The following is a 25,568-nucleotide window of genomic DNA, read 5'->3' on the forward strand; positions in this document are numbered from 1 at the left end:
GGCCGGGCCGCCCCCGGGGCCCGGCCACGGCTACGGCTACCCGCAGCCCCACGCGCCCCAGCCCGCGACGGGGGTCCCCCCGGCGCAGCCCGCGTACGGCTATCCGCATGTGCCACCGCCGCCGGCCCGGCCCCCGGCCCACCGGCCCGGCACGCCCGATCCGGCCTTCACCCTGCCGCCGCAGGGGCCGCAGTTCGTGGGCCGTTAGGCCCTGTCCGGCAAACAGCGCTGTCCGCCCGAAGGGCGGGCTCCGCGGTGTCCGGTGCGTGCGATCGCAGGGCGCAGGAGGAGAGCGCAGCGTGCCGCGCCGACGATCGGCAACGCAGCGAGCGGGCGTTCCGGACACCGCGGAGCAGGCGGGATCTGCCGGACAGGGCCTGGCCGCGCCGGCCGGCGCACCTGCCCGCGCGGGCCGCTCCGGGCCCGCGCGGGAGCGCACGGGCCCGGCCGCGGGTCACGCCCGGCCCGCCTTCTTCTTGTAGCCGCGACCCCACTGCAGGCCCCAGCCGTAGAGCCGGTCGAGCTCCGACTGGAAGCCGTAGACGTAGCGCACCTCCCGGCGGACCACCAGGTGTCCCTTGCTGTCGTTCTCGATCAGCACCACCGCGCAGGAACGGGCCTCGGGGGCGCGTTCGTCGAGGCCGATCTCGATGCGCGGGCCGTTGCTGGGGATCAGCGACACCACGGCGTGGGTGCGGTCGAACGCCGGGGTTCCGTCGTAGATGTAGACGAAGACCAGCAGCCGCTTGATCTCGTCCTTGTGGTCGAGGTTGACGTAGATGGTCTCGCCCGACGAGCCGCCGAACCGGTCGTCTCCGCTGAGCTTGACGTACGGCGGTGCGTTGATCTCCCCCAGCAGTCCGCCGAGCGGCTGGACGACGCCCTTGGAGCCGTCCTTCAGCTCGTACATGCAGGCCAGGTCGAGGTCGACCGTCACCATGCCCTGGGTGTGCCCCTGCACCGGCTCGGGCTTGAACGCCTGGAGCGGGTTGCGCAGCAGGCCGCCGCGCCGCGGCCGTCCGCCGAAGTCGGACGAGCGCATCCGCCAGGAGAGGTTGATCTGCAGATGACCGCTGTCGGCGCCCTGCCGGGTGAGCGAGATCGCCGAGTGCCGCCTGGTCAGCTCGACCGCGTACGTCGTCGAGCCGCCGACCGTGTCGAACTTCGGACCCCTGCGCATGCCACTGCGCCAGTTCTCCCACAGGGAGACCATGACTTCCTACCCCCACTCCGAGCGGACCGTCCCATGACCGTGCCATGACCGTGTCTGCGGCGTCACGCCGCGGGGGCGGCCACGAGACGTCTCGTGGCCGCCCCCGCACAGAGCGTTCCGCAATCGGGCCGCCGTCACACGCCCGAGGGCACTTCCGGCTTCTGCGCCGGGCTGCCGCCCTCGCCTCCGCCCTTCTCCCCGCCCTGCAGGGCGTCCCTGCGGTTGTGCCGCAGGGAGGTCCAGAAGGCGGTACCGATCAGCGCGACGCCGATGAGGCCGGTGATGACCTCGTTGACGTGCCACCTGATGGTGATCAGCAGCAGGATGCCCAGGGCGCCGATGGCATAGTGGGCGCCGTGCTCCAGGTAGCGGTACTCGTCCAGCGTCCCCTGGCGGACCAGGTAGACGGTCAGGGAACGGACGTACATCGCGCCGATGCCCAGGCCGAGCGCGATGACGACCGGGTCGTTGGTGATGGCGAAGGCGCCGATGACGCCGTCGAAGGAGAAGGACGCGTCCAGGACCTCCAGGTAGAGGAACATGAAGAACGCGGCCTTGCCGGCGAGCAGGACGACCGGGGCCTGCTTGCCCGCGCGCCGGGCGGCCTCCTCGGCCTCGTGCTCCTGCTCCTCGTCCTCTTCGATCTTGTTCTCGAAGTGGCTGGAGAGGCCGTTGACGATGAGATAGGTGAGCAGGCCCGCGATGCCCGCGAGGTAGACCGTCGCGGACTCGTCGGCGTGCCCGTCGTAGAGCACGGCTTGGGTGCCCAGAACGGATCCCGAGATCAGCAGGACGATCAGGGCGACGACCACCGCGAGACCCTCGACCTGCCCGAAGCGGGCCAGCGGGCGCTCGATCACCTTGAGCCAGTGGATGTCGCGTTCCTCGTCGAAGAGGAAGTTGAGGAAGATCATCAGCAGGAACATGCCGCCGAAGGCCGCGATCGACGGGTGGGCGTCGGTGACCAGCTGCTCGTACCGCTCCTGGTCGTTGAGCGCCAGGTCGACAGCCTCGATCGGCCCGAGCTGGGCCGAGACGGAGACGATCACGATGGGGAACACCAGGCGCATGCCGAACACGGCGATGAGGATGCCGATGGTGAGGAAGATCTTCTGCCAGAACTCGTTCATCTTCTTCAACACGCCGGCGTTGACGACGGCGTTGTCGAAGGACAGCGAGATCTCCAGGATGGAGAGGATCCCCACCAGGGCGAACGCCTCCCACCCCCCGAACAAGAAGGCGGTGACGAGCCCTGCGGCGGTGACGCCGAAGGACCAGCCGAATGTCCTTAGAACCACTGATTACCCAATCTTCTCTCGGTGGGAATCCCCCCACACCGTGGGTGGTGGAGCCGCTGCGCGGCCTGTTTTACGAAACGTTTACTCCGAAGTCTAGGGCGATGCCCCGGAGCCCCGACGCGTACCCCTGGCCGACGGCCCGGAACTTCCACTCGCCCCCGTACCGGTAGAGCTCCCCGAAGATCATCGCCGTCTCGGAGGAGGCGTCCTCGGTGAGGTCGTAGCGCGCCAGCTCGTTGCCGTCGGACTGGTTCACCACGCGGATGTACGCGTCGGTGACCTGGCCGAAGCTCTGCCGCCGCGTTTCGGCGTCGTAGATCGACACCGCGAAGACCACCTTGTCGACCTGCTGGGGCACCTGGGTGAGGTCCACCAGGATCGTCTCGTCGTCCCCGCCCGTGCCGCCGACCAGCTCGTCGCCCGTGTGCTCGACCGATCCCTCGGGACTCTTGAGGTTGTTGTAGAAGACGAAGTACTCGTCACCGAGCACCCGGCCGCCCGCGCACAGCAGCGCGCTGGCGTCCAGGTCGAAGTCCGCGCCCGTGGTGGAGCGGGCCTTCCAGCCCAGACCGATCTGGACCTGGGTCAGGTTCGGTGCGGCCTTGGAGAGGGAGACATTGCCCCCCTTGGCAAGCGTGACGCCCATGTTGCTGATCCTCTCCCGATGCGATGCGCCCAGTGTTCCCGGAACACCCGGCGCCGCATACCTCCCGGACACGGAAGTCTGCGGCGCCGGAGACTGCCGGGATCGGGTGGAACCGATCGGCGGCAGGAGGTGACCGACAGGTCTCAGACGTTCACCCCGAAGTCCTGCGCGATGCCGCGCAGCCCTGAGGCATAACCCTGGCCGATGGCCCGGAATTTCCACTCCGCGCCGTGGCGGTAGAGCTCGCCGAAGACCATGGCGGTCTCGGTGGAGGCGTCCTCGCTCAGGTCGTAGCGCGCCAGCTCCTTGTTGTCGGCCTGGTTGACCACGCGGATGTAGGCGTTGCGGACCTGGCCGAAGCTCTGCTGGCGGGTCTCGGCCTCGTAGATCGACACCGGGAAGACGATCTTGGCGACCTCCGCGGGCACCCCCGCGAGGTTCACCTTGATGACCTCGTCGTCGCCCTCGCCCTCACCGGTGAGGTTGTCGCCGGTGTGCTCCACGGAGCCGTCGGGGCTGGTGAGGTTGTTGAAGAAGACGAAGTGCTGGTCGGAGACGACCTTCCCCTCGGCGTTCGTCAGCAGCGCGCTGGCGTCCAGGTCGAAGTCCGTGCCCGTGGTGGTGCGGGCGTCCCAGCCGAGACCGACGATCACGGCGGTCAGGTTGGGGGCTTCCTTGGTCAGCGAGACGTTGCCGCCCTTGCTGAGGCTGACTCCCACGAGTCCTCCCGGTTGGTCATGAGGAGCACGATGTGCCCCCGTTGCGTGGATGCCGTTCGATAACGAGCCGATCCTAGTGATCGGTTCCCGGCGTTCGCAGGGCTCTACAGGCTTTCGAGGGCCTTCGCGTACTCGTTCAGATCGCGTGCGTCGGGCAGCGCGTTGACCACCGTCCAGCGCACCACGCCCTCCTTGTCGATGATGAAGGTCCCGCGCACCGCGCACCCCTTCTCCTCGTCGAAGACGCCGTACTCGCGCGCGGTGTCGCCGTGCGGCCAGAAGTCCGACAGCAGCGGGTAGTCGAGCCCCTCCTGCTCCGCGAAGACGCGCAGCGTGAACGGGGAGTCGCACGAGACGGCCAGGAGCTGGACGTCGTCGTTGACGAAACGGGGCAGCTCGTCGCGCAGGGCGCACAGCTCGCCGGTGCACACCCCGGTGAAGGCGAAGGGGTAGAAGAGCAGGACGACGTTCTTCTCCCCCTTGAAGTCCGCGAGCCGCACGGTCTCGCCGTGCTGGTTCCTCAGCTCGAACTCCGGGGCCTTGTTGCCCACCTCGATCGCCATGGACGCGTTTCCCTTCGGTGTAGGTGACGGCCCCCACCCTACGCAGGGCCCCGAGGCCCCCGAAAAGCGCCGAGCCCCCGTACGGCGGGCGCCGTACGGGGGCTCGGCCCGGCCCTCGGGAGGCCGGGAGGGGTCAGTGGTGGGTCACCGCTTGCCGGTGCGGGCGGTCTTCGGGGTGACCAGGCGGTTGCCGGTCCAGTCCTTGCCGGCGTTGACGGTGCTGGTCTGGGCCAGGCCGGCGGTCTGGGCCGCCTCGCCGATCTCGCTCGGCTCGACGTACCCGGGCCGCCCGGTCTTCGGCGTCATCAGCCACACCGGGGCACCGTCCTCGACCAACGTGATGGCGTCCACCAGCGCGTCCGTCAGGTCGCCGTCATCCTCGCGGAACCACAGCACCACGGCGTCGGCCATGTCGTCGTAGTCCTCGTCGACGAGTTCCTGGCCCGTGATGGCCTCGATTCCCTCGCGGAGGGCCTGCTCGGCGTCGTCGTCGTAACCGAGCTCCTGGACCACCTGCCCGGGCTGGAAACCCAGCCTCGCGGCGGGGTTGGTCCGCTCCTCCGCGTGGTCCGCGGTCGCGCTCACGGATTGCCTCCTGTCATCTTTCGAAAGTAGCTGGTGCCCGCGCGGGCGCGCGGAGCATTGGGCGTAGTCCACACGGGCCGGACCGATCGCGCAAGTACCCGGCCGCTGATCCCGCCCAAACGTTGACGTGTCGCCCCACACCACCTGAACCGCTGTGGCGCACGGCACACCCGTACGCCTATTTTGCCCCAATCAATGGCGAATAAGACCAGGGTCGAACGGCCGTGCGTGGACCGCGGCCCTCTTGGGCGTAGGGTTGCCGTTCGGCCGACTCACGCCCCGGCCGCACCGGCCCGGGCACCCGGGCGTCTCACGGAGTGGGGTTACCCCTCGGTAGAGATGACGTATCCGCCCCAGCGGTACACGATGGGAGACGGCGCGACATCCCAGCAGAGCAAGACCGAACAGCGAAGGAACAGCGTGGCTTCCGGATCCGATCGCAACCCGATCATCATTGGTGGCCTTCCCAGCCAGGTCCCGGACTTCGATCCCGAGGAGACCCGGGAATGGCTCGACTCGCTCGACGCCGCCGTCGACGAGCGGGGCCGGGAACGTGCCCGCTACCTGATGCTCCGCCTCATCGAGCGCGCCCGCGAGAAGCGTGTGGCCGTGCCGGAGATGCGCAGCACGGACTACGTCAACACCATCGCGACCAAGGACGAGCCGTTCTTCCCCGGCAACGAGGAGATCGAACGCAAGATCCTCAACGCGACCCGCTGGAACGCGGCCGTGATGGTCTCGCGCGCTCAGCGGCCGGGCATCGGGGTGGGCGGCCACATCGCCACCTTCGCCTCCTCGGCCTCGCTGTACGACGTGGGCTTCAACCACTTCTTCCGCGGCAAGGACGGCGGTGACGGCGGCGACCAGATCTTCTTCCAGGGCCACGCCTCCCCCGGCATCTACGCCCGCGCCTTCATGCTGGACCGGCTCACCGAGGCGCAGCTCGACGGGTTCCGCCAGGAGAAGTCGAAGGCGCCCGACGGTCTGTCCAGCTACCCGCACCCGCGGTCGATGCCGGACTTCTGGGAGTTCCCGACCGTCTCCATGGGGCTCGGTCCGATCGGGGCGATCTACCAGGCCCGGATGAACCGCTACATGCAGGCGCGCGGGATCGCCGACACCTCCAACTGCCACGTGTGGGCCTTCCTGGGCGACGGCGAGATGGACGAGCCCGAGTCCCTGGGGCAGCTCTCCCTGGCCGCCCGCGAGGGCCTGGACAACCTGACCTTCGTGGTCAACTGCAACCTCCAGCGGCTCGACGGCCCGGTACGCGGCAACGGCAAGATCATCCAGGAGCTGGAGTCGGCCTTCCGCGGCGCCGGCTGGAACGTGATCAAGGTCATCTGGGACCGCTCCTGGGACCCGCTGCTGGCACAGGACCGCGACGGTGTGCTGGTCAACAAGCTGAACACCACCCCCGACGGCCAGTTCCAGACGTACGCCACCGAGACCGGCGCGTACATCCGCGAGCACTTCTTCGGCGGCGACCACCGGCTGCGGAAGATGGTCGAGAACATGACCGACGAGCAGATCCTGCACCTGGGACGCGGCGGTCACGACCACCGCAAGGTGTACGCGGCCTACAAGGCGGCCCGGGAGCACAGGGGCCAGCCGACGGTGATCCTGGCGCAGACGGTCAAGGGCTGGACGCTCGGCCCGAACTTCGAGGGCCGCAACGCCACCCACCAGATGAAGAAGCTGACGGTCGAGGACCTCAAGCGCTTCCGCGACCGGCTGCACCTGCCGATCGCCGACAAGGAGCTGGAGTCCGGCCTGCCCCCCTACTACCACCCGGGGCGGGAGTCGGAGGAGATCCAGTACATGCACGACCGGCGGCGCGAGCTGGACGGCTTCACGCCCCGGCGCGTGGACCGCTCCAAGCCGCTGGTGCTGCCGGGCGACAAGACCTACGCCACGGTGAAGAAGGGCTCCGGCCAGCAGCAGGTCGCCAGCACGATGGCGTTCGTGCGGCTGCTGAAGGACCTGATGCGGGACAAGGAGATCGGCAAGCGGTTCGTGCTGATCGCCCCCGACGAGTACCGCACCTTCGGAATGGACTCGTTCTTCCCGTCGGCCAAGATCTACAACCCGCTGGGCCAGACCTACGAGTCGGTGGACCGCGAGCTGCTGCTGGCGTACAAGGAGTCCCCCAACGGCCAGATGCTGCACGACGGCATCTCCGAGGCCGGGTGCACGGCCTCGCTGATCGCCGCGGGCTCGGCCTACGCCACCCACGGTGAGCCGCTGATCCCGGTCTACGTCTTCTACTCGATGTTCGGGTTCCAGCGCACCGGCGACCAGTTCTGGCAGATGGCCGACCAGCTCGCGCGCGGCTTCGTGCTCGGCGCGACGGCCGGCCGCACCACGCTGACCGGCGAGGGTCTGCAGCACGCCGACGGCCACTCCCAGCTCCTGGCCTCGACCAACCCGGCCTGCGTCGCCTACGACCCGGCCTTCGGCTTCGAGATCGCCCACATCGTGCGGGACGGCCTGCGGCGCATGTACGGCGAGAACGCCGAGGACGTCTTCTACTACCTGACCGTCTACAACGAGCCGATCAGGCAGCCCGCTGAGCCCGAGGGCGTGGACGCCGAGGGCATCGTCAAGGGGCTGTACCGGTACCGGCAGGGTGAGGCCGGGTCGATCCCGGCGCAGATCCTCGCCTCCGGCGTGGCGGTGCCGTGGGCCGTGGAGGCACAGCGCATCCTCGCCGAGGACTGGGACGTCCGGGCGGACGTCTGGTCGGCGACCTCGTGGAACGAGCTGCGCCGCGAGGCCGTCTCGATCGAGGAGCACAACCTGCTGCACCCGGAGGAGGAGCAGGGCGTGCCGTACGTGACCCGCAAGCTCCAGGGGACCGAGGGCCCGGTGCTGGCCGTCTCGGACTGGATGCGCTCGGTGCCCGACCAGATCGCCCGCTGGGTGCCGAACCGCTACCAGTCGCTGGGCGCGGACGGTTTCGGTTTCGCCGACACCCGCGGCGCGGCGCGGCGCTTCTTCCACATCGACGCCGAGTCGATCGTCCTGGGCGTGCTCACCGAGCTGGCCGGGGAGGGGAAGGTGGACCGCTCGGTGCTCAAGCAGGCCATCGACCGGTACCGGCTGCTCGATGTGGCCGCCGCCGACCCGGGCCCGGCGGGCGGGGACGCCTGATCCCCGGCCGCGGCTCCGGCCGCGGTTTCCGCCGACCTGCCGCGTGACGTGCCTCGGCCCCGGCTTCCAGGCCGGGGCCGAGGCACGTCACACTCAGCGCGCCGTCACGCCCACAGCCCCCATGAGCCGGAGGCGGCGAAGAGCCATATCAGGCCGAAGACGGTGTCCAGCGCGCCCAGGACCACGGCCACCACCGCCGCCTTCGACCGGGTGTTCCAGCGGCGCCCCATGGCGAGCCAGCCGCAGACCATCGCGATGGGGCCGAGCACGAACCCCATCACGAAGAGCCCGAGAACCGCGCAGACCGCGCCGATGACACCGAACGTCGACCGCTCGTCCCCGGTGAGATCCCCGCCGCCGCGCCGTTTGCCTTCGAAGTACCGCGTGCCCGTCATCTTCCCTCCCAGGGTCGTCGGACCGGCTGTGGCTTCGGATACCCCGGGACCCCCGTACGATGCCGGGCATGGCGGACATACGGGCCAAGGAACGCTGGGAGCGCCGGACGCAGGGACCACTGCTGCTGTTGTCGGTCCTCTTCGCCGTCGCCTACGCGGTGCCGATCGTGCGCACGGACCTCGCTCCGTGGGTGCCGGAGGCGTGCAGGGCTGTGGAGTGGGGGGTCTGGGCGGCGTTCGCACTGGACTACGCGGTACGGCTCCGGCTGGCCCCGCGGCGGTGGGCCTTCGTGCGCAGCCAGCCGCTCGCGCTGCTGGCGGTACTGCTCCCCCTGCTCCAGCCGCTGCGGCTGCTGCGCCTGGTCTCCGCGCTGCTGCTGGTGGGGCAGCGGGCCCGGATGGCCTCCCGGGTGCGGGTGACCACCTATGTGGCCGGCTCGTGCCTGGGACTGCTGGTGTTCGGCTCGCTGGCCGTGCTGGAGGTCGAGCGGAACTCCCCGGACGGCAACATCAGGACGCTCGGTGACGCCGTGTGGTGGTCCTTCACCACCATGACCACGGTGGGCTACGGCGACCTGGCGCCGACCACCGGCCTGGGCCGGCTGCTGGCCATTGGGCTGATGCTCTCCGGAATCGCTCTGCTCGGTGTGGTCACCGCCAACATCGCCGCCTGGTTCATCGCCCGGTTCGACGAGGAGGACGCCGTCGAGCGGCAGCAGACGGCGGCGATCGAGGAGCTGACGGCCGAGGTACGCGCCCTGCGGGCTGAGGTCGCGGAGCTGCGGGGCGGGCTCACGGGCCCGGGTGGGTACGGGAACGGGGACGGGGCGCTGACGGACGGGGCGGGCCACGTCAGCTCTCCCAGATCTTGACGGCCCGCACCCGGTAGTCCGTCCGCGGCGACCAGCTGCCCGACGGATAGGTGTCGAACTCGCCGGTCTCGGCGCACTCCGCGCTCTGGTAGGCCGTGACGGGCCGCCCGGTGCGGTTGGCGAGCGAGGCGGCCGAGGCGCCCTGTGGCAGCGGCACGCAGCTCTCGATGTCGGTGTCCGCCAGTTCATGGGTGCGGCGCGGCCCCTTGAAGTCCGCACGCTCCCACAGGCACAGCTCCCCGGCCGCGCACTCCCCCAGTCGCGGTGCCGGCGCTGCCGCCGACACCGCCGACACCGCCGTCTGCGGCGTCAGCGCCGTGAGCACCGCGGCGGCCGCGGCCAGGACCGCGGCCAGCGCGGCCCGGCGGGCCCTGCGGCCGCGGACACCGAGGGTGCGGACGCGGTTGAGGTGGATGCGGTTGGCGCGGTGTACGTGACGCATGTGGGTCTCTCCCCCGTGTCGGTCGTTGTGCGATCAGCTTCGACACGGGCCGGCCGGCCTGCCAAGCGCAGACCGGCCGTTTCACCGGGACGGGTAACGGAGTTGTCCACAACCACCCGGTTGTCCACAGCTTTCCGCCGCGTCAGACATGCACCGAGGGGGCCGTGCCATGCTGGCCGCCCTTGGTGAACAGCGCGACGCCCGCGGCCAGGACGGCCACGATCCCGGCGAGGGTGAAGGCCAGTCCCATGCCGGAGAGGAAGGAGTCGTGCACCACCCGGGCCATGGCCTCGGCCGCCGGCGCCGGGGTGCCGCCGGGAGCGGGCGGGGCGATGCCCAGTTCGGCGGCCTTCCCCAGTCGTTCGGCGTCCTGCGGCGGCAGCGGGGGGAGCTGGGCCTCGGCCCACTTCCCGGGCAGGGTCTCGTGCACCCGGGAAGCCATCACAGCGCCCAGGACGGCCGTGCCGAGACTTCCGCCGACCTGCATGGCGGCCTGCTGGAGACCGCCGGCGACCCCGGCGTGCTCCAGCGGGGCGTTGCCCACGATGACCTCGGTGGCGCCCACCATCACCGGGGCGAGGCCGAGACCGAGGAGGCCGAACCACAGCGACATCTCGAGGGTGCCGGTCCCCCGTTCCAGGGTGGACAGGCCGAACATCGCGACCGCGGTGACCAGCATCGCGCCGACCATCGGGAGTCGCGGGCCGACCTTGGTGATCAGCCCTCCGGCGGCGGGCGAGGCGACGATCATCATCGCGGTCAGCGGCAGCAGGTGGAGTCCGCTGTCCACCGGGCTCATCCCGTGGACGTTCTGGAGGTAGAAGGTGACGAAGAAGAGGCCGCCCATGAAGCCGAAGGCCATCAGGACCATCAGCACGGTGCCCGCCGAGAGCGGGACGGAGCGGAACAGCCGCAGCGGCAGCAGGGGTTCGCCCGACATGCTCTCCCAGACCAGGAAGGCCAGGAGGGTGAGTACCGCGATCACCAGGCACCACACCGTCGCGTTGTCGCCCCACCCCCACTCGGGCGCCTTGATGATGGCCCACACCAGGAAGAACATCGCGCCCGACAGCAGGACGACGCCGGGGAAGTCGAAGGATCCGGGGGCGTTCTCCGCCCGGTGGTCCACCAGGATCGCCAGGCACAGGAGCACGGCCAGCAGCCCCACGGGGACGTTGACGAAGAAGACCGACTCCCAGTTCACGTGCTCCACCAGCAGGCCGCCGACGATCGGCCCGGCCGCGGTGGAGGCGCCGATCACCGCGCCCCAGATACCGATCGCCATGTTGAGCTTCTCGGCCGGGAAGGTGGCGCGCAGCAGGCCCAGGGCGGCGGGCATCAGCAGGGCGCCGAACAGTCCCTGGAGCACCCGGAAGGCGATGACCATCGTGACGCCCTCGGACAGTCCGATGGCGCCGGAGGTGGCTGCGAAGCCGACGATGCCGGTGAGGAAGGTCTGGCGGTGGCCGAAGCGGTCCCCGAGTTTTCCGGCGGTGATCAGCGCGACGGCCAGGGCGAGCAGATAGCCGTTGGTGATCCACTGGACGTCGGCGAGCGAGGCGCCGAGGTCCTGCTGGATGGCCGGGTTGGCGATGGCGACGATGGTGCCGTCCAGGGTGACCATCACCACGCCGAGCGCGACGGCGAGAAGGGTCAGCCAGGGGTGGCCGCGCAGTCCGGCACGGCCGGGCGCCGTGTCCGACTCCGATGCGCCGGGGGTGGCGGAGACGGTGTTGGAAGTCATGGCCGGGAGCCTAGTGTCAGCGACTGACACTTTCGAAGCGATTATGTACCGGGCGGCTTAAGCCCAGCTCACAGGTAGGGTGACCGGCACCTTTCGAGACGGCAGGAGGTGGCCGGGTGGCCGGACTGCGCGAACGCAAGAAGCAGCGCACCCGGGACGCGCTGGTCCGCACGGCGCACGAACTGTTCGTCGCCCAGGGATACGAGCGCACCACGATCGACGAGATCGCCACCGCCGTGGACGTCTCCCAGCGGACGTTCTTCCGCTACTTCTCCAGCAAGGAGGAGGTCGCCTTCGCCCTCCTGCGGACGGTGGAGGAGCGGTTCTTCACCGCCGTCCGGGAGCGTCCCGCCGACGAGGCGCCCCTGCAGGTCCTGGGCAACGCGCTCGGCACCGCCTGGAACCGCATCGGCGACGCCATCCAGGAGGTCGTACCGCTCGAGGTCTACATGAGGATGTGGCAGGTCATCGAGACGACCCCCGCCCTGGTGGCGGCCCATCTGCGGCACTCCACGGAGCAGGAGGAGCGGCTCGCGGCCGAGATCGCCCGCCGTGCCGGAGTCGATCCCGAGCACGATCCGCGGCCGCGGGTACTGGTCGCCGCCTTCGCCGGTGTGCTCCAGCTCGCGGGACGCCGCTGGGCCGCAGGCCGGGACATCACCGTGGAAGGCGCGCGCAGGGTCTTCCAGGAGCACCTCGACCGGCTCGGCCCCGCCCTGGCGGGGGACTGGCGGCCCGCCGGCGGAAGCGGGGAGGACACTCCCGCGCGCCGGGGGTGATACCGGACGCCCCACCGCGGTTCACCCCCTCGGGTGGGTCCACGCCTCCGGAACGCGGGCGGGGCGCCCGGCGGAGATCTCCCACCAGGCGTCCCCGAAGCGGCACGGCGGTGACGGCCGCCTCCTCACCCGGCGCTCCCCGTGTACGCCCCGTGCGCCCCGCGTACGCCACCGCCGCCCGGCCGACATGACGGCCGTCGGTACGGACGGCTGCCGACGGGTGGACGAGGTGTGACGCGTGCGGCGCGGCTGGGGAGGAAGACCGGGGCACCGACGCATACGATGACCCGTATGGGTGACGTGCTGGCCGGAATTAACTCCTCCTGGGAGTTCGACACCGACTCCGTGCTCATCCGCTTCGAACGGGGCATCCGCACTCCGAAGCTGTTCCACGTGCTCGGTGAGCGGCGCGTCCCCTACGAGGCGCTGAGGTCTGCCGAACTGGCCCCCGGCACCAGACGGGGCACGGTCGTGCTGCGCGCCGAGCCGCGCCCGGGCGCCGATCCGCTGATGGAGGCCGCCGCCGGGCAGCTCAGGGAGACCAGCGACCCGTACCGCCTGGTGCTCCCCGCCGAGCACGAGCCCCTGGCCGCCGCCTGGGTCAGCGAGCTGACCTCCGTCCTCGGCCCCCGGGCGCAGGAGCCGGCCGACCGCCACCTGGTCGCCGCGCCCGCCGCTCCGCTGCAGTTCAAGGCGTACGACGGCAAGGTCTCCTTCGACGGCCGGGCGGTGTCCTTCCGCTGGTTCTGGACCGGGGCCTCATCGGCGAAGTGGAAGGCGGGCGACCAGTCGTTCCCGGTCGGCGAGTTGCGGGGCGTCCGATGGCGTTCGCCGGAGGTCGTGGGCGGCCATCTGCGGCTGGTCCGCCGCGGCGAGGAGGAGGACCGGGAACGCCCGGAGGCCGACCAGGACCCGGCCGCCGTCGTCTTCGGCCTGGGCTACGGCCTGGTGCACGAGTCGCTGCCGCTGGCGGCCGCGGTGCTGGAGGCGGTACGGGCGGCCGAGCCCGCACCGGTCCTGGAGACGGCGGCGGCTCCCGCCATCCGCACGGCGGACCCGGTCGCCACGGTCCGGCCCGCCCCCGCCGACATCGCCGACCGCATCCGGCACCTGGGCGAGCTGCACGGGGCCGGGCTGCTCACCGACGAGGAGTTCAGCGCGAAGAAGGCCGAACTCCTCGCCGAGCTGTGAGCCGCCGACCGTGCCGAACGGTGGACTGCGCCGAACCGTGAGGTGCGACAGGCAGTGAGGTGCGACAGGCAGTGAGATGCGACGGGCCGCTGCCCTACTCCCGCCCCGCCGAGGTGAACCCCAGGTCGGCGTAGCGCCCGCCGGCCACGCGGCCGGCGATCGGCTCCAGCGCGGCCAGCTCGTCCGCCGTCAGCTCGACGCGGGTGGCCGCGGTGTTCTCCTCCACCCTGTCGCGCCGGCGCGTGCCGGGGATCGGGACGACCGGCAGCCCGTGCACCGCCGCCCGCTGCTGCACCCACGCCAGGGCGACCTGCCCGGACGTGATCCCGCGCGCCTTCGCGATCGCGTGCAGCGGCTCCCGCAGGGCGGCGTTGGCCGCCGCGTTCTCCCCGGTGAAGCGCGGCATCGTGCGCCGGAAGTCGTCGTCGCCCAACTCCCGGGCCGCGTCGGTGAACGAGCCGGCCAGGAAGCCGCGTCCCAGCGGGGAGTAGGGCACGAAGGCGACGCCCAGCTCCTTCGCGGCGGGCACCGCGGTGCGCTCCACGTCGCGGCTGAAGACCGACCACTCGGACTGGACCGCCGCGATCGGGTGCACCGCGTGCGCCGCGCGCAGTTCGCCGCCGGTCACCTCGCTCAGCCCGAGTCGCCTGACCTTGCCCTCGGCCACCAGCTCGGCCATGGTGCCGACGGTCTCCTCGATCGGTACGCGCGTGTCGCGGCGGTGCATGTAGTACAGGTCGATGACGTCGACCCCGAGCCGCTCCAGGCTGCCCTCGGCGCACCGCCTGATGTAGGCGGCGTCGTTGCGGATGCCGCGCTTCGCCGGGTCCGCCGGGTCCATGACGACGCCGAACTTGGTGGCCACCACCACCTCGTCCCGGTGCGCCCTCACGAAGGGCGCGATGAACCTCTCGTTCTCGCCGAAGCCGTACAGGTCGGCGGTGTCGTAGAGCGTGACGCCCAGTTCCAGGGCCCGCTCGAGGGCGGCGCGGGCCCCGTCGGCGTCCGTCGGCCCGTAGGCGAAGCTCATGCCCATGCAGCCCAGCCCCTGGACGCCCACCTCGGGGCCGTCCGCGCCGAGCCGCGCCGTGGCGATCCGTTCGGTCTTCCCACCGCTCATCCGGTTCCTCAGAACCTCTCCGACGCCCGCCGGGCGTCCGCATAGAAGTCGATCTTGCAGTCGAGGACCGCCAGCGTGCCCCGCAGCTCGTCGATCCTGCGCCTGACGTCCTCGCGGGTCGCGCGCAGCAGCTCCTGCCGCTCCTCGAAGGTGTGGTCGCCCGCGCGCACCAGTTCCGCGTAGCGCACCATGTCCGCCACCGGCATTCCCGTCAGGCGCAGCTTTCCGACGAAGGACAGCCAGTCCAGGTCCCGGTTGGTGAAGCGGCGCTGCCCGGTGTGCGAGCGGTCGATGTGCGGCATCAGCCCGATCCGTTCGTACCAGCGCAGCGTGTGGGCGCTCAGACCGGTGATCGAGGCGACCTCGCTGATCGTGTAGCGGTCCCGCCCGTCCGGCCGCGGATGGGGCACGTCGGCCGTCGCGCACACGTCCGCCGGCAGCTCCCCGGCCTCCCCACCGGCGTCCGTGTCCGTGTACGTGTCCGTCCCCGTCTGCACCTGCGTCTGCGTCACGGTCATGGGGGAACGCTACGGAGTTCGAGTGCGCTCCAGGCAAGCGAATAACGAGGGCGAACCCCCGCCACGTCCCGCCACGTCCGCCCGCGGCACCCCACGTTAGGCTCGGGAGCATGGACAGCCTGCGCACGATCGAGAACTGGCCGGTCACGACGGCGGCCGCGGCCGTCGTACGCGCCGACGGCACGGTGGCCGGAACGCACGGCCCCGCCGATCACCGCTTCGCGCTCGCCTCGGTCACCAAGCCGCTGGCCGCGTACGCGGCGCTGGTCGCCGTCGAGGAGGGCGCGATCGAGCTGGACGAGCCGGCCGGCCCCGAGGGCTCGACGGTGCGGCACCTGCTCGCCCACACCTCCGGCCTGGCCTTCGACGAGCACCGCACGATGGCCGCCGCGGGCACCCGCCGGATCTACTCCAACACCGGCTTCGAGGTGCTCGGCGACCACATCGCCAAGGCGACCGGCATCCCCTTCCCCGAGTACCTGCGCCAAGCCGTCCTCGTCCCCCTGGGCATGGCCGCCACCGACCTGCCGGGCTCCCCGGCCAAGGACGGCGTCTCCACCCTGGCCGATCTGGTCCGCTTCGCCGCCGAACTCCAGGCGCCGCGCCTGCTGGACCCGCGCACCGTCGCCGAGGCCACGTCCGTGGCCTTCCCCGGCCTCCCCGGCGTCCTGCCCGGTTACGGCAACCAGAAGCCCAACGACTGGGGCCTGGGCTTCGAGATCCGCGACGGCAAGTCCCCGCACTGGACGGGCGCCTCCTCCTCCCCGCGCACCTTCGGCCACTTCGGGCAGGCCGGTACGTTCCTGTGGGTGGACCCGGACGCGGGCGCCGCCTGTGCGGCCCTGGCGGACCGGGCGTTCGGCCCCTGGGCGATCGAGGCGTGGCCTGCGTTCACCGACGCGGTGCTGGCCGAGCTCCGGGGGAACTGAGGCACGGGGTACGCGGACCGGCCCCGGCGGTACGGACCGGCCCCGGCGGCGCGGGCCGACACGGTTCGATGCGGGCCGACACGGTTCGATGCAGGCCGACACGGTTCGGTACGGGAAGGAGCGGCAAGTGGGCGGGCGGCCGAGCGTCCTGACGGTGCAGCACACCCCGAACGGCGGGCCGGGCCGGTTCGGCGCCTGGCTGGCCGAGGGCGGCCTGGCGCTGGACGTCGTCCGCGCGTACGACGGCGAGCCGCTGCCCGCCCGGCTGGACGGCCACCGGGGCCTGCTGGTCCTCGGCGGCGGTTACCTGCCGGACGACGACGCGCGCGCCCCCTGGCTCGCCTCCACCCGTTCCCTGGTCGCCGAGGCGCTGGACGGCGGCGTCCCGGTGTTCGGCATCTGCCTGGGCGGCCAGATGCTGGCCCGGGTCGCGGGCGGTGCGGTCGCGGGGGAGCACGGCGAGCCGGAGATCGGCAGCACACCGCTGGCACTGCGGCCCGAGGCGGCGGACGATCCGCTCTTCCACGGCCTGCCCGAGCGCACCGCCGCGATCGAGAACCATGTCGACGCCATCACCGAACTCCCGCCCGGCGCACGGTGGCTGGCGCGGAGCGAGCGGTGCCCGTACCAGGCGTTCGCCGTGGGCGGCCGGGCGTGGGGCACGCAGTTCCACCCCGAGGCGACGGCCGCGCAGGTGCGGGCGTGGGATCCGGAGCGGCTGCGGCGCCTGGGCTTCGATCCCGCCGAGACCGTACGCCGGGCGGAGGCCGACGAGCCCGCGTCGGCCGAGGTGTGGCGCACGGTCGCCCTCCGCTTCGCCTCGCTCGTACGCGGCGGCTGAGCCGGTACGGCCTCCGCCGGGCCAAGTCGCGGACACGGCCGCAAACGCTCTCCCCGCCGTCGGAGCCCGCTCGCACCCTCCCGACCGGGGCCTGCCGGGCGGGCCGGCGTACCCGCCGCCACCGCCGTGACGCTCCGCGCGGCCTCACCGAGCAAATTAATCAGGCGAGTTCACGAATTCCTCTTGTCTTTCCGCCCGCGCCGATTAGGGTCGCTCACGCCCACCGGACGGCGACGGACCCTGGAGGTCGGACAGTCCATGAGACGGAGATCGTCCCTGACGAGCCTGCTCACCGCGGGAGCCCTGGCGGCGACCGTTCTTCTGACCTCCCAGGCCACCGGCGCACTGGACACCGGAGCCCCCGGCACCGGGGACCGCACCGGCACACACGCCTCCGCCGACTCCGCGTCGCGGGACGCCCGCGGAGCGGCACGGCGCTGGGTGAACACCTGGACGTCGATGCCGCAGCTCACCGAGCCCCACAACATGCCGCCCGCCCCCTTCACCGAGGACGGGCTGGTCATGGACGACACCACGCTGCGGCAGACCGTCCGCGTCACGGTCGGCGGCGACAGGATCCGGCTGCGCTTCTCCAACGCCTTCGGCGGTGCCGGCCTGCCCATCACCGCCGCCTCCGTGGCCTTCCCCGAGGGCGGGAAGGCCGGGACCGACGCGATACGTCCGGGCACCTCCCGCCCGCTGACCTTCAGCGGCAGGCCCTCGGCCCTCGTCCCCGTCGGAGCCCAGGTCGTCTCCGACCCGGTGGACATGAGGGTGGCCGCGGGGACCAACCTCGCCGTCACCCTCTACCTGGCCGACGGCCAGGCGTCGAACGACATCACCTCCCACCCCGGCTCGCGGACCACCTCCCACCTCCTGCGCGGCGACCACGTCGCGGCCGAGGACCTGCCGGGCGCGACGGCGACGAACCACTGGTACTTCCTCAGCGGCGTCGAGGCGTGGTCGGCGAAGTCCACCCGGGCGGTCGCCGTCCTGGGCGACTCCCTGACCGACGGCCGCGGCTCCACCACCAACGGCAACGACCGCTGGACGGACCAGTGGTTCGACCGGCTCCAGGCCCGCCGCGGCACCGCCCGCCTCGCCGTCCTCAACCAGGCCGCCGGCGGCAACCGCGTCCTCGACGACGGACTGGGCCCCAACGTCCTGGCCCGGCTGGACCGCGACGTGCTGGCGCAGACCGGGGTGGAGTCGCTGATCGTCTTCGAGGGCGTCAACGACATCGGCACCGCGGCGGCCACCGAGGCCGCGCAGGAGCGGGTCGCGGCCGACCTGATCGCCGCCTACGAGCAGATCGTCACCCGCGCCCACGCCCACGGCATCGAGGTCCACGGCGCGACGCTGCTGCCCTTCGGCGGCAACGAGATGTACGACGACCCGGCCGGGCACCGCGAGAGCGCCCGGCGGAAGGTCAACGACTGGATCCGCACCAGCGGCCGCTTCGACGCCGTCGTCGACTTCGACCGCGCCGTCCGCGACCCCGCCGACCCCGAGCGGCTCCGCCCCGACCTCCACGACGGCGACTGGCTCCACCTGAACCCCGCCGGTTACGGCCGGCTGGCCGCCGCCGTACCCGGGCGCCTGTTCCGCTGACCCGGCCGGTTCCACCGGCTCCCGGCCCGTCCACGGCCGCCGCGTGCGGCCGTGGACGGGCCGGAACCGTCAGGCGGCGCCGGAGCCGGTCTCGCCGGGCCGGTCCCGGCCGTGCAGCAGCAGGAAGAACGTCCGCACCGACTCCCGCGAGCCGTACGCGAAGCGGTTGGCCACCCTGCCCAGCGGGTTCCACACGCGCCCGTCGGGCATCCGCACGCCCACCGGCTGCCCGAACCGCTCGCGTTGCCCGGTGTCGAAGTCCACCCACACCGCCCCGGCCTGCCGGACCATCACCTCCCCCAGGTATCCGCCCAGACCGAACAGGACCTCCGCCACACGTCCGGCGGGCTCCGCACCCTGGCGGCGCATTCCCTCGACGACCGCGTCCACGATGCGCAGGCTGTCCACGGAGTAGTCCAGGGGCAGTCGATGCCCGGCCCTCCCCGACGTCAGGTCCGTGACGAACTCCGCCACATGCCCGCGCATCCTTCCGGCCGTGGGTCTCGCCGCGGTCTCCGTGCCCATGAGCGTCTCCCCTCGCGTTCGGCTCGGCACCGGGCAGCGGTACGCCGGACGCCGCCCGAGGGAGGGGCCCATCCCCCTCCCCCTCACCAAGCGCCGCCGCATACCGCCTGGTCACGCCCTCGCGGTGTGGCGGTATTCACGTTTACACGGTGTCAGCGAAGCCTTTCGGCGCCGGGCCGGGGCAGAGGGCCGCGCCACCTTCGCACCCAGAGGAATTCCGCGTGAACTTCAGCCGTACACAAGGCCCGGCGGAGTCCTGGCGGCGTCGGGGCTCCGCTCCCCCGGGCGGCCATGCGGAACCTCGTCCCGTCCGCCGGGCCCACCTCGGCCCCCGGTACCGGATCCCGCGAACTCCCTGATGGCAGCGGGCTTCCCCGTCCGGCCCGGTTCCGGTGCGGGCGGCGGCCGCCGCCCGCACCGGAACCGGCGGCCGTCTGCCCCCGCCTCTCCCCACCACACCGCTTCGCACCCTTTTCCGGCCTTTGTCACCACGAGTGACGCACGGTGATCCTCTGGGGTATAACCGGCCCGTCCGACAGTGGACGGCCGGCCGCGCCCCGGCCTGCCGTACGTACCGGTCGCGGCGCCGCCGCCTCGGACCGGGGCCCGTCACCGCGCCTCGGGGACGGCAGGGCGGGCCGCGGGGGGCGGGAACCGCCGGCGTCCACAGCACCCCGGCGCGTACGACGAGTCGCCGCGCGCGGCCCGTGCCGCTCGTACGGCCGTGCCCGCCCACTGTCCGCGTCCGGGCGCGAAACCGCCGGCCGCCGAACAGGCGGAGACAGAACGGCGGCCGGCGGACGCACCGGGATCTTCCAGAGGGGGTTTGGAACACGTGGGATCGAACAGAGGCCGCAGCCGCAGGCCGGCGGGCATGAAGCGCCGGACCTGGCTGGCGGTCGGCTCCGTCGTGCTCGGGGGATCGGTGGTGACGACGGTCGCCGTCACCACCACCTCGGGCACTTCGGACGAACAGGCCCGGGGCGAGAGGATGCGGCCCGTGGCCGCCTACACCGAGACGTTCCAGGGCGGCGATCCGGGGAAGCGCTCGGTGCCGCGCAAGGACACCCGGCCCTTCTCCATGCTCGGCGTCTCCTGGGAGGACCCGGAGGCCGAACTCGACGGCACCGCCCAGATCCGCACCCGCAGCGCGGAGACCGGACAGTGGACGCGGTGGCAGGACCTCGACCTCGACATACGGCCGCCGGAGACCGACGAGGGCGACGACAGCGGAGTGCGCGGGGCCTCCGAGCCCCTGTGGGTCGGTACGTCCGACGGAGTCGAGGCCCGGGTCATGGCGGACGGTGGGGAGTCGGCCGAACTGCCCGGCGGACTCCGCCTGGTGATGATCGACCCCGGCATCCTGGGCGAGGACATCGGGAAGGGCTGGCGCAAGGTCGGCGACATGAGCGGGGGCGGGAACTCGCAGGAGCCGTCGCAGCAGCCCTCGACGGAACCGGAGCCGGAGCCGGATCCCAGTCAGGGCGAGCCCTCCACGGAGCCGTCCGCCTCCGCCCCCGCCACGGAGGATCCCGAGCCCGGCCCGGAGCCCTCGCAGCAGCCCACCACTCAGGCCCCCACCGGGGAACCGACCGGGGAGCCGAGCCCGGGACCCTCCACCGAGCCCACCGGCGAACCCTCCACCGAACCCACCGGGGAACCTTCCGGCGAGCCCTCCACCGAACCCACCGGAGAGCCGAGCCCGGAACCCTCCACCGAACCGGCCCCCACCGGGGAGCCGAGCCCGGAACCCCCCACCGAACCCACCCGGAGCCCCACGACCGGGCCCAGCACCGAACCCACCGGTGAGCCGTCCACCACCGCCCCGGCCCCCTCGCCGTCCGGGACGCAGGCACCGCGGATCGTCAGCCGCGCCCAGTGGGGCGCCGACGAGTCGCTGGTCGAGGACCCGCCCTCCTACCTGAGCCGGGTGGACGCCGTCTTCGTCCACCACACCGCCGGCACGAACGACTACACCTGCGCCCAGTCGGCCTCGATCATCCGCGGCATCCTCACGTACCACGTCAAGACCAACGGCTGGAACGACGTCGGCTACAACTTCTTCGTCGACAAGTGCGGCACGATCTTCGAGGGCCGCGCGGGCGGTGTCGACAAGGCCGTCCAGGGCGCCCACACCTACGGCTTCAACGGCTACTCCGCGGGTGTCTCCCTGCTCGGCAACTACGAGGACGGCGGCCGGCCCACCCAGGCCGCGCTGGACGCCATCGCCCGGATCTCCGGCTGGAAGCTCGGCCTGTACGGCGCGGACCCGGCCGGCAAGGTGACGCTCACCGCGGCCGCCGACACCGGCGTCTGGAAGAAGGGCGAGCGGGCGACGCTGTACCGGATCTCCGGCCACCGCGACGGCTACGCGACCCTGTGCCCGGGGGCGAACCTCTACTCGCAGCTCCCGGCCATCCGCACCAAGGCCGCCGCGTCCTCCTGACCCACCCCCGCGCCCGAACAACGGAACCGGAACCAGGAACAGGGCCGGGACCGGCCGCCCCGCACACCGGGGCGGCCGGTCCCTCACTTACCGCTCCGTCAGCCGGCCGCGGCCCCGGCGAGCTTGTCCACCTGCGCGGTGACGATGTCCCGCGGCATCGAAGCGCCCGACGGCGACTTGATGTTCAGGCTCATGAACTGCGCCAGCGACGCCCCGGAACGCACCAGCGCGAAGTGCATCGGCACCTCGGTGCCCTCCGCCTCGCCCACCAGTTTCACCGCGACCGCCTCGTCACCGCTCTCGGGCGCCTCGATCTCCTCCACGGCCGTGTAGCGGATCGTCTCCCCGCCGTTGTTGCCCGAGGTGGTGAAACCGTCGCCGCACGCCTCGATCGCCGACCGCACGCCCTCCACCGTACGGGCCGCGCCGTCGCCGTCGTAGGACAGCAGCGACACCGACACGATCCGCCCGGCCGTCTCCTGCCCCGACCCGGCGAACCCCTGGGAGGCGAACGCCCGCGCCCGGGGCGTACGTCCGGTGCCGTAGGCGGTCAGATCGGCCAGCGGCCGGCACTCGGCCCGGTCCGCCTCCGGCGTCAGCGGCTCCTGGTCGGCGGCGGCTACCTGATAGCCCTTCACCTCGCCGTCGGCGAGCAGCGCCTTCTTCAGCGCCGCCTCGTCGAGGACCGGCCCCGCGGCCTTCCCGTCCTGCTCCCCCGCCTCCGGCGACGCGCTGCTCCCGCTCCCGGGCTGCTTCTCCGCGTCCTTGCCGGAGGCGTCGCCCGAACCACCGCACGCCGCCGTGAGCGCCAGCAGCGGCGCCACCGCCGCGGCCACCAGGAGGACTCTGCTCTTCCCCACCGAACTTCCCATCTCCCGTTGCCTTTTCACCGTCTCGCGCACACGCGGGGATCCAACGCCGAGGCGGCCCCGTACGATCACCGGCCGCCGCCCGGCGGAACATCCGTCGCCCCGTGCTCCACGGTCGGCACACGCTGTCACACCGCCGGCGGACCGGACAAGCGGCCACGCTCGCGCGCCCCGCCCGCCCGGTTCAGTGCCCGGTTCAGGAGCGGCGCTCCCCCGTGCACCGCTCCAGGGCGGAGCGGAAGTGGTGGAACCGCCGCTGGTCCGGATCGGCGAACTCCAGCACATCCAGCACCGCCTCCGCGTCCCCCGAGGCCGCCTCCCGGTAGAGCACCCACAGCCCTTCACCGGCGGCCCTGCGGCACTCCTCCGCCAGGTCCGGGAACCCGGCCTCCGCCTCACTGCGGTGCGACTCCCCGGCCACCAGATAGCCCAGGACACTCAGCAGATGCCCACGCACGAATCGCGGCGGCTCCTCGGCCAACACCGCCAGGATCACCGGGACCGCCGACGGGGCGACCCGGAAGAGCATCGACTGCTCCTCCAGATGACCGCTCAGCAAGCACTCCGTCACCTCCCCCGGTGCCCGGGCCGACATCAGCCGGTCGAACGTCCGAGGCAGACGAGCGCCCGTCTCACCGCACCCGCACCGCAGAGCGCTCCAGTCGTGCCGCGCCGCCTCCACCTGCCACGCCTTCACGGCCTCGAAGGAGATGGGGTTGCCGCCGGCGAAGGCGTACCGGTTGTTGGTGAACGGATCGGTGGCCAGGCCCATGTCCGCCAGCGCCCCGCCGTACAGGTCCCGCGTCAGGAACCGGTTCAGACCCGGGTCGTAGTTGCGGAAACCCATGTCGTAGGTGCCCGACGCGGCGTCCCAGCGGTGCCCGTTGAACCGGTAGGCGTTGTACGGCTCCTCCTCGCGCAGCACCTGGTCGTCCATGGCCAGGTAGACGAAGGCCTTGGTCTTGCCGCTGGTACCGAAGGTGGTCTCCGTCACCGTGCGGTCGAAGGCGTCGTAGGTGTAGGTGGTGGTCGAGGATAGGTACGCCGAGTGGTCGTCGGCGTACCTCTGCACGGCCGGGCCCGGGACCGGCTCGCCGCCGGGAACCACCGCTCCTTCCACTGCCGCCAGCGCCAGCCGCACACCGTGCGCGGATATTCGGCGGCCCGCACGTTCGCTGCGTCTTCGAACAGGACCCTTCGAGCTTCGGATCGAGAACGCGGTGGTGCCCCTTTCCTGAAGGGGTGCCACCGCGTTCTCTCAGGGCAGGAACTCCCAGAACGGCCCGTCAGACGCGAGGTTGCGAGAACACAACGTCACGTCCCTACCCTTTAGATAAGCCAGCAACCACTCACTGAACGTCATCTCATAGAGAGTCCAGGCCGGACTGTCGAACTCCTGGACCACCACGCGCCAGGGCGACGATGGGGTGTCGGGAACGCACAGGAAAACCGTCTCGCCCGTCGTGGCCGTCGCCACCGGCACCAATTCGCCGGGGTTCGCCCCTACCGGACTCGGCAGAAATTCCACCATGTCCTCGTCACGCCAGAGGTCGAGATCCCTCCTGATCATCGTTCCCAGATCGTGTAGAAGGTGGCTGGCGGGATGCTTCAGATACAACTGTCCGTTGATCTCGATCGAACCGTAGGCGTCCACGATCTCACGGAAGTCCGCGGGAAATCCGATACCGAGTTCCTGCTCCAGCTCGATCCACGGCGCCGGATCTGACCAGTTGAACCGAGGTTCACCCAACAGGGTTTGTATCTCTGAAAGAGTAGCCACCGCTGTGCCCCTTCTAGCACTTCGAGCCGATGCCGGTCTGGAAGTTGACCGCCGTGCACGAGAAAGAGTCCACGATATTTCCCTGGGGTCCGTATGCGGCGGCCGAGCACGACCTGCGTGCCGCTCGGATCCACGCCCCCTGCCCGCCCTGCACGCGGAGGCCCGCGCCGGGCTGCCGCACTGGCCGACGTCGGCTACACCGGCGCCGGCAAGGGCATTCACACCCCGTTCCGTCCGCACCCCGACATCGCTTTACCACTCGTGCCGGATACCCGCGCCTACAACCGGCTACTGCGCGGCGTCCGCGCGATCGACGAACGAACTGCTGCCGAGCTCAAACAGCACTGGCGCGCCCTACGGTACACGAAGGCCTGTCCCAGCCGGGCCGGAGCCATCACCCAGGCCGGACCGTCGAAATCCCTCAAAATGGCCCCTTGTAATACCGCTGCCTCTCCCTCACTTCGCGAAGCAAAAACTCGCCGACATACTTGCGGAATTTTTTCCAGTTCTCCGGATACCCCAGCAAGTGGTCGGTAACTCTAGTACTTACCATCTCACGGATGGAGGGCCTCCCACTTCCCAGGAGGTGCTCCAGAAACCGAGCACATCGATGTGCGACATCCTCGTCCAGCAGCAGGGGTGCGGCCAAGAGCGGCGTCAGCACCCCTTGGACGAAGACTTCGCTGGTGAGCGTATAAGCTCCGACTTCCACCGGGTCGCAACCACTCGAGAGGGCGTACTCCCGCTCCTCTTCCTCCAGGGCGAGGATTTCCAGTCGCTGTTCCGGAAAGAACTCCCAAAGCAATCCTCGCACCAGCGCGGATTCCGTGGGACGCGAGCTCCTTGACTCGCCATTCTGCGAGCTTCCCACCACGGAATCACACCTCCTCAAAAATCTCTCAGCGGAGCGCCCCTTCGAGTTCTATTCCTGAAGGGGCGCTCCATCAGCGATCACTCACACCCTAAGCAACTTCCGGCACGGGGCAGCTACCAATTAGATCACATGGCTGGTCGCCACGGAGGATGGAGCTTATGCCCTCCCATATGAAGAGGACGTCCCCCACGACCCCCATACCATTCAACAACCTGGGGAGCTTGGGTTCACCCCTCAGCCGCGGCACGCCATGTGGATTGGCATCGTATTGAGCACCTGTAATGGATTTCATTGACGGCGCTCGCCACATACGGTCTCCGGCTGCCTTCACTGAGGTTTTCTCAACGCCTTTCGTGCCATGCATTGTTGAGGACGAGGGCGGCCTGGGCGATGGCTCCGATCCGGCTGGGGCTGACCGTCACATGCTGCAGCGTGCGCCAGCGCTGTTTGAGCTC

23 protein-coding genes and 2 pseudogenes are annotated in these 25,568 nt (G+C 71.2%); 9 read left to right on the forward strand and 16 right to left on the reverse strand.

Going from position 1 to position 25,568, the window contains the following annotated elements; translation table 11 throughout:
• Positions 1 to 208, forward strand: a pseudogene (locus ACLIYP_RS18445) (TerD family protein); the annotation flags it as partial.
• Between the two features lie 246 nt (positions 209 to 454).
• Here ACLIYP_RS18445 and ACLIYP_RS18450 read toward each other — a convergent pair.
• The 6 genes from ACLIYP_RS18450 to ACLIYP_RS18475 form a co-directional block, all read right to left on the reverse strand.
• Complete coding sequence (locus ACLIYP_RS18450) at positions 455 to 1,180, reverse strand: TerD family protein (RefSeq protein WP_412714253.1); 726 nt, start codon at positions 1,178 to 1,180, stop codon at positions 455 to 457.
• A gap of 167 nt (positions 1,181 to 1,347) precedes the next feature.
• A complete protein-coding gene (locus ACLIYP_RS18455) occupies positions 1,348 to 2,511 on the reverse strand; it encodes a DUF475 domain-containing protein (RefSeq protein WP_412714235.1) in 1,164 nt (387 codons plus the stop codon).
• 70 nt (positions 2,512 to 2,581) lie between these two features.
• Positions 2,582 to 3,157 carry a TerD family protein gene (locus ACLIYP_RS18460; protein WP_412714236.1) on the reverse strand — a complete coding sequence of 192 codons (576 nt, stop codon included), beginning with the start codon at positions 3,155 to 3,157 and terminating at the stop codon, positions 2,582 to 2,584.
• Between the two features lie 143 nt (positions 3,158 to 3,300).
• Entirely contained in the window at positions 3,301 to 3,876 is a 576-nt protein-coding gene (locus tag ACLIYP_RS18465; protein WP_093654744.1) for a TerD family protein, read from the reverse strand.
• A 104-nt stretch (positions 3,877 to 3,980) separates the two neighbouring features.
• On the reverse strand, positions 3,981 to 4,439 hold the full coding sequence (locus ACLIYP_RS18470) for a peroxiredoxin (protein ID WP_410538695.1): 459 nt from the start codon (positions 4,437 to 4,439) through the stop codon (positions 3,981 to 3,983).
• Between the two features lie 144 nt (positions 4,440 to 4,583).
• Positions 4,584 to 5,024, reverse strand: coding sequence for a DUF3052 domain-containing protein (locus ACLIYP_RS18475; RefSeq protein WP_093654740.1), 441 nt, complete (start codon positions 5,022 to 5,024; stop codon positions 4,584 to 4,586).
• 420 nt (positions 5,025 to 5,444) lie between these two features.
• Between ACLIYP_RS18475 and aceE the strand changes: the two genes are divergently transcribed.
• Positions 5,445 to 8,177 (forward strand): pyruvate dehydrogenase (acetyl-transferring), homodimeric type, encoded by a 2,733-nt coding sequence (gene aceE, locus ACLIYP_RS18480; RefSeq protein ID WP_412714237.1) that lies wholly within the window; start codon positions 5,445 to 5,447, stop codon positions 8,175 to 8,177.
• 104 nt (positions 8,178 to 8,281) lie between these two features.
• Here the strand turns inward: aceE and ACLIYP_RS18485 are convergent, their stop codons facing one another.
• Positions 8,282 to 8,572 (reverse strand): hypothetical protein, encoded by a 291-nt coding sequence (locus tag ACLIYP_RS18485; protein ID WP_412714238.1) that lies wholly within the window; start codon positions 8,570 to 8,572, stop codon positions 8,282 to 8,284.
• A 59-nt stretch (positions 8,573 to 8,631) separates the two neighbouring features.
• On the opposite strand from ACLIYP_RS18485, the gene ACLIYP_RS18490 reads away from it, so the two are divergent.
• The gene (locus ACLIYP_RS18490; RefSeq protein ID WP_412714239.1) at positions 8,632 to 9,444 is read left to right on the forward strand and encodes a potassium channel family protein; all 813 of its coding nucleotides are present in this window, start codon (positions 8,632 to 8,634) and stop codon (positions 9,442 to 9,444) included.
• On the opposite strand, the gene ACLIYP_RS18495 is transcribed toward ACLIYP_RS18490, so the two are convergent.
• Together ACLIYP_RS18495 and ACLIYP_RS18500 are read right to left on the reverse strand one after the other, a co-directional pair.
• Positions 9,425 to 9,886: a peptidase inhibitor family I36 protein gene (locus tag ACLIYP_RS18495; protein ID WP_412714240.1), complete on the reverse strand. Its 462-nt coding sequence runs from the start codon at positions 9,884 to 9,886 to the stop codon at positions 9,425 to 9,427. The two genes, ACLIYP_RS18490 and ACLIYP_RS18495, sit on opposite strands and share 20 nt — an antisense overlap.
• 142 nt (positions 9,887 to 10,028) lie before the next feature.
• Positions 10,029 to 11,630 carry an MFS transporter gene (locus ACLIYP_RS18500; protein ID WP_412714241.1) on the reverse strand — a complete coding sequence of 534 codons (1,602 nt, stop codon included), beginning with the start codon at positions 11,628 to 11,630 and terminating at the stop codon, positions 10,029 to 10,031.
• Positions 11,631 to 11,746: 116 nt separating this feature from the next.
• On the opposite strand from ACLIYP_RS18500, the gene ACLIYP_RS18505 reads away from it, so the two are divergent.
• Both ACLIYP_RS18505 and ACLIYP_RS18510 read left to right on the forward strand, forming a co-directional pair.
• Positions 11,747 to 12,409 carry a TetR/AcrR family transcriptional regulator gene (locus tag ACLIYP_RS18505; RefSeq protein WP_412714242.1) on the forward strand — a complete coding sequence of 221 codons (663 nt, stop codon included), beginning with the start codon at positions 11,747 to 11,749 and terminating at the stop codon, positions 12,407 to 12,409.
• A gap of 291 nt (positions 12,410 to 12,700) precedes the next feature.
• Positions 12,701 to 13,600, forward strand: coding sequence for a DUF4429 domain-containing protein (locus ACLIYP_RS18510; RefSeq protein WP_412714243.1), 900 nt, complete (start codon positions 12,701 to 12,703; stop codon positions 13,598 to 13,600).
• A 94-nt stretch (positions 13,601 to 13,694) separates the two neighbouring features.
• Here ACLIYP_RS18510 and ACLIYP_RS18515 read toward each other — a convergent pair whose 3' ends face one another.
• A complete protein-coding gene (locus ACLIYP_RS18515) occupies positions 13,695 to 14,720 on the reverse strand; it encodes an aldo/keto reductase (RefSeq protein WP_412714244.1) in 1,026 nt (341 codons plus the stop codon).
• A gap of 8 nt (positions 14,721 to 14,728) precedes the next feature.
• Complete coding sequence (locus ACLIYP_RS18520; RefSeq protein ID WP_412714245.1) at positions 14,729 to 15,238, reverse strand: MerR family transcriptional regulator; 510 nt, start codon at positions 15,236 to 15,238, stop codon at positions 14,729 to 14,731.
• A 110-nt stretch (positions 15,239 to 15,348) separates the two neighbouring features.
• On the opposite strand from ACLIYP_RS18520, the gene ACLIYP_RS18525 reads away from it, so the two are divergent.
• The 3 genes from ACLIYP_RS18525 to ACLIYP_RS18535 all read left to right on the forward strand — a co-directional run bounded on the left by ACLIYP_RS18525 (position 15,349) and on the right by ACLIYP_RS18535 (position 18,619).
• A complete protein-coding gene (locus ACLIYP_RS18525) occupies positions 15,349 to 16,167 on the forward strand; it encodes a serine hydrolase domain-containing protein (protein ID WP_412714246.1) in 819 nt (272 codons plus the stop codon).
• A gap of 127 nt (positions 16,168 to 16,294) precedes the next feature.
• Positions 16,295 to 17,008 carry a type 1 glutamine amidotransferase gene (locus ACLIYP_RS18530; RefSeq protein WP_412714247.1) on the forward strand — a complete coding sequence of 238 codons (714 nt, stop codon included), beginning with the start codon at positions 16,295 to 16,297 and terminating at the stop codon, positions 17,006 to 17,008.
• 258 nt (positions 17,009 to 17,266) lie between these two features.
• Positions 17,267 to 18,619: an SGNH/GDSL hydrolase family protein gene (locus ACLIYP_RS18535; protein WP_412714248.1), complete on the forward strand. Its 1,353-nt coding sequence runs from the start codon at positions 17,267 to 17,269 to the stop codon at positions 18,617 to 18,619.
• Between the two features lie 69 nt (positions 18,620 to 18,688).
• Here ACLIYP_RS18535 and ACLIYP_RS18540 read toward each other — a convergent pair whose 3' ends face one another.
• The gene (locus ACLIYP_RS18540; protein ID WP_412714249.1) at positions 18,689 to 19,093 is read right to left on the reverse strand and encodes a hypothetical protein; all 405 of its coding nucleotides are present in this window, start codon (positions 19,091 to 19,093) and stop codon (positions 18,689 to 18,691) included.
• Positions 19,094 to 20,018: 925 nt separating this feature from the next.
• Between ACLIYP_RS18540 and ACLIYP_RS18545 the strand changes: the two genes are divergently transcribed.
• Positions 20,019 to 21,590: an N-acetylmuramoyl-L-alanine amidase gene (locus ACLIYP_RS18545; RefSeq protein ID WP_412714250.1), complete on the forward strand. Its 1,572-nt coding sequence runs from the start codon at positions 20,019 to 20,021 to the stop codon at positions 21,588 to 21,590.
• A 98-nt stretch (positions 21,591 to 21,688) separates the two neighbouring features.
• On the opposite strand, the gene ACLIYP_RS18550 is transcribed toward ACLIYP_RS18545, so the two are convergent.
• The 4 genes and pseudogenes from ACLIYP_RS18550 to ACLIYP_RS18565 form a co-directional block, all read right to left on the reverse strand.
• A complete protein-coding gene (locus ACLIYP_RS18550; RefSeq protein ID WP_412714251.1) occupies positions 21,689 to 22,450 on the reverse strand; it encodes a hypothetical protein in 762 nt (253 codons plus the stop codon).
• Between the two features lie 715 nt (positions 22,451 to 23,165).
• Positions 23,166 to 23,369, reverse strand: a pseudogene (locus tag ACLIYP_RS18555) (RHS repeat-associated core domain-containing protein); the annotation flags it as partial.
• Positions 23,370 to 23,717: 348 nt separating this feature from the next.
• Positions 23,718 to 24,239, reverse strand: a complete 522-nt coding sequence (locus ACLIYP_RS18560) for an SMI1/KNR4 family protein (protein WP_412697265.1) — start codon at positions 24,237 to 24,239, stop codon at positions 23,718 to 23,720.
• A 421-nt stretch (positions 24,240 to 24,660) separates the two neighbouring features.
• Positions 24,661 to 25,113: a DUF7674 family protein gene (locus ACLIYP_RS18565; protein ID WP_412714252.1), complete on the reverse strand. Its 453-nt coding sequence runs from the start codon at positions 25,111 to 25,113 to the stop codon at positions 24,661 to 24,663.
• Positions 25,114 to 25,568: the final 455 nt, after the last annotated feature.

Source organism: Streptomyces nanhaiensis (genome assembly GCF_046614825.1).
In the GTDB taxonomy this organism is placed as follows: Bacteria; Actinomycetota; Actinomycetes; order Streptomycetales; family Streptomycetaceae; genus Streptomyces; species Streptomyces radiopugnans.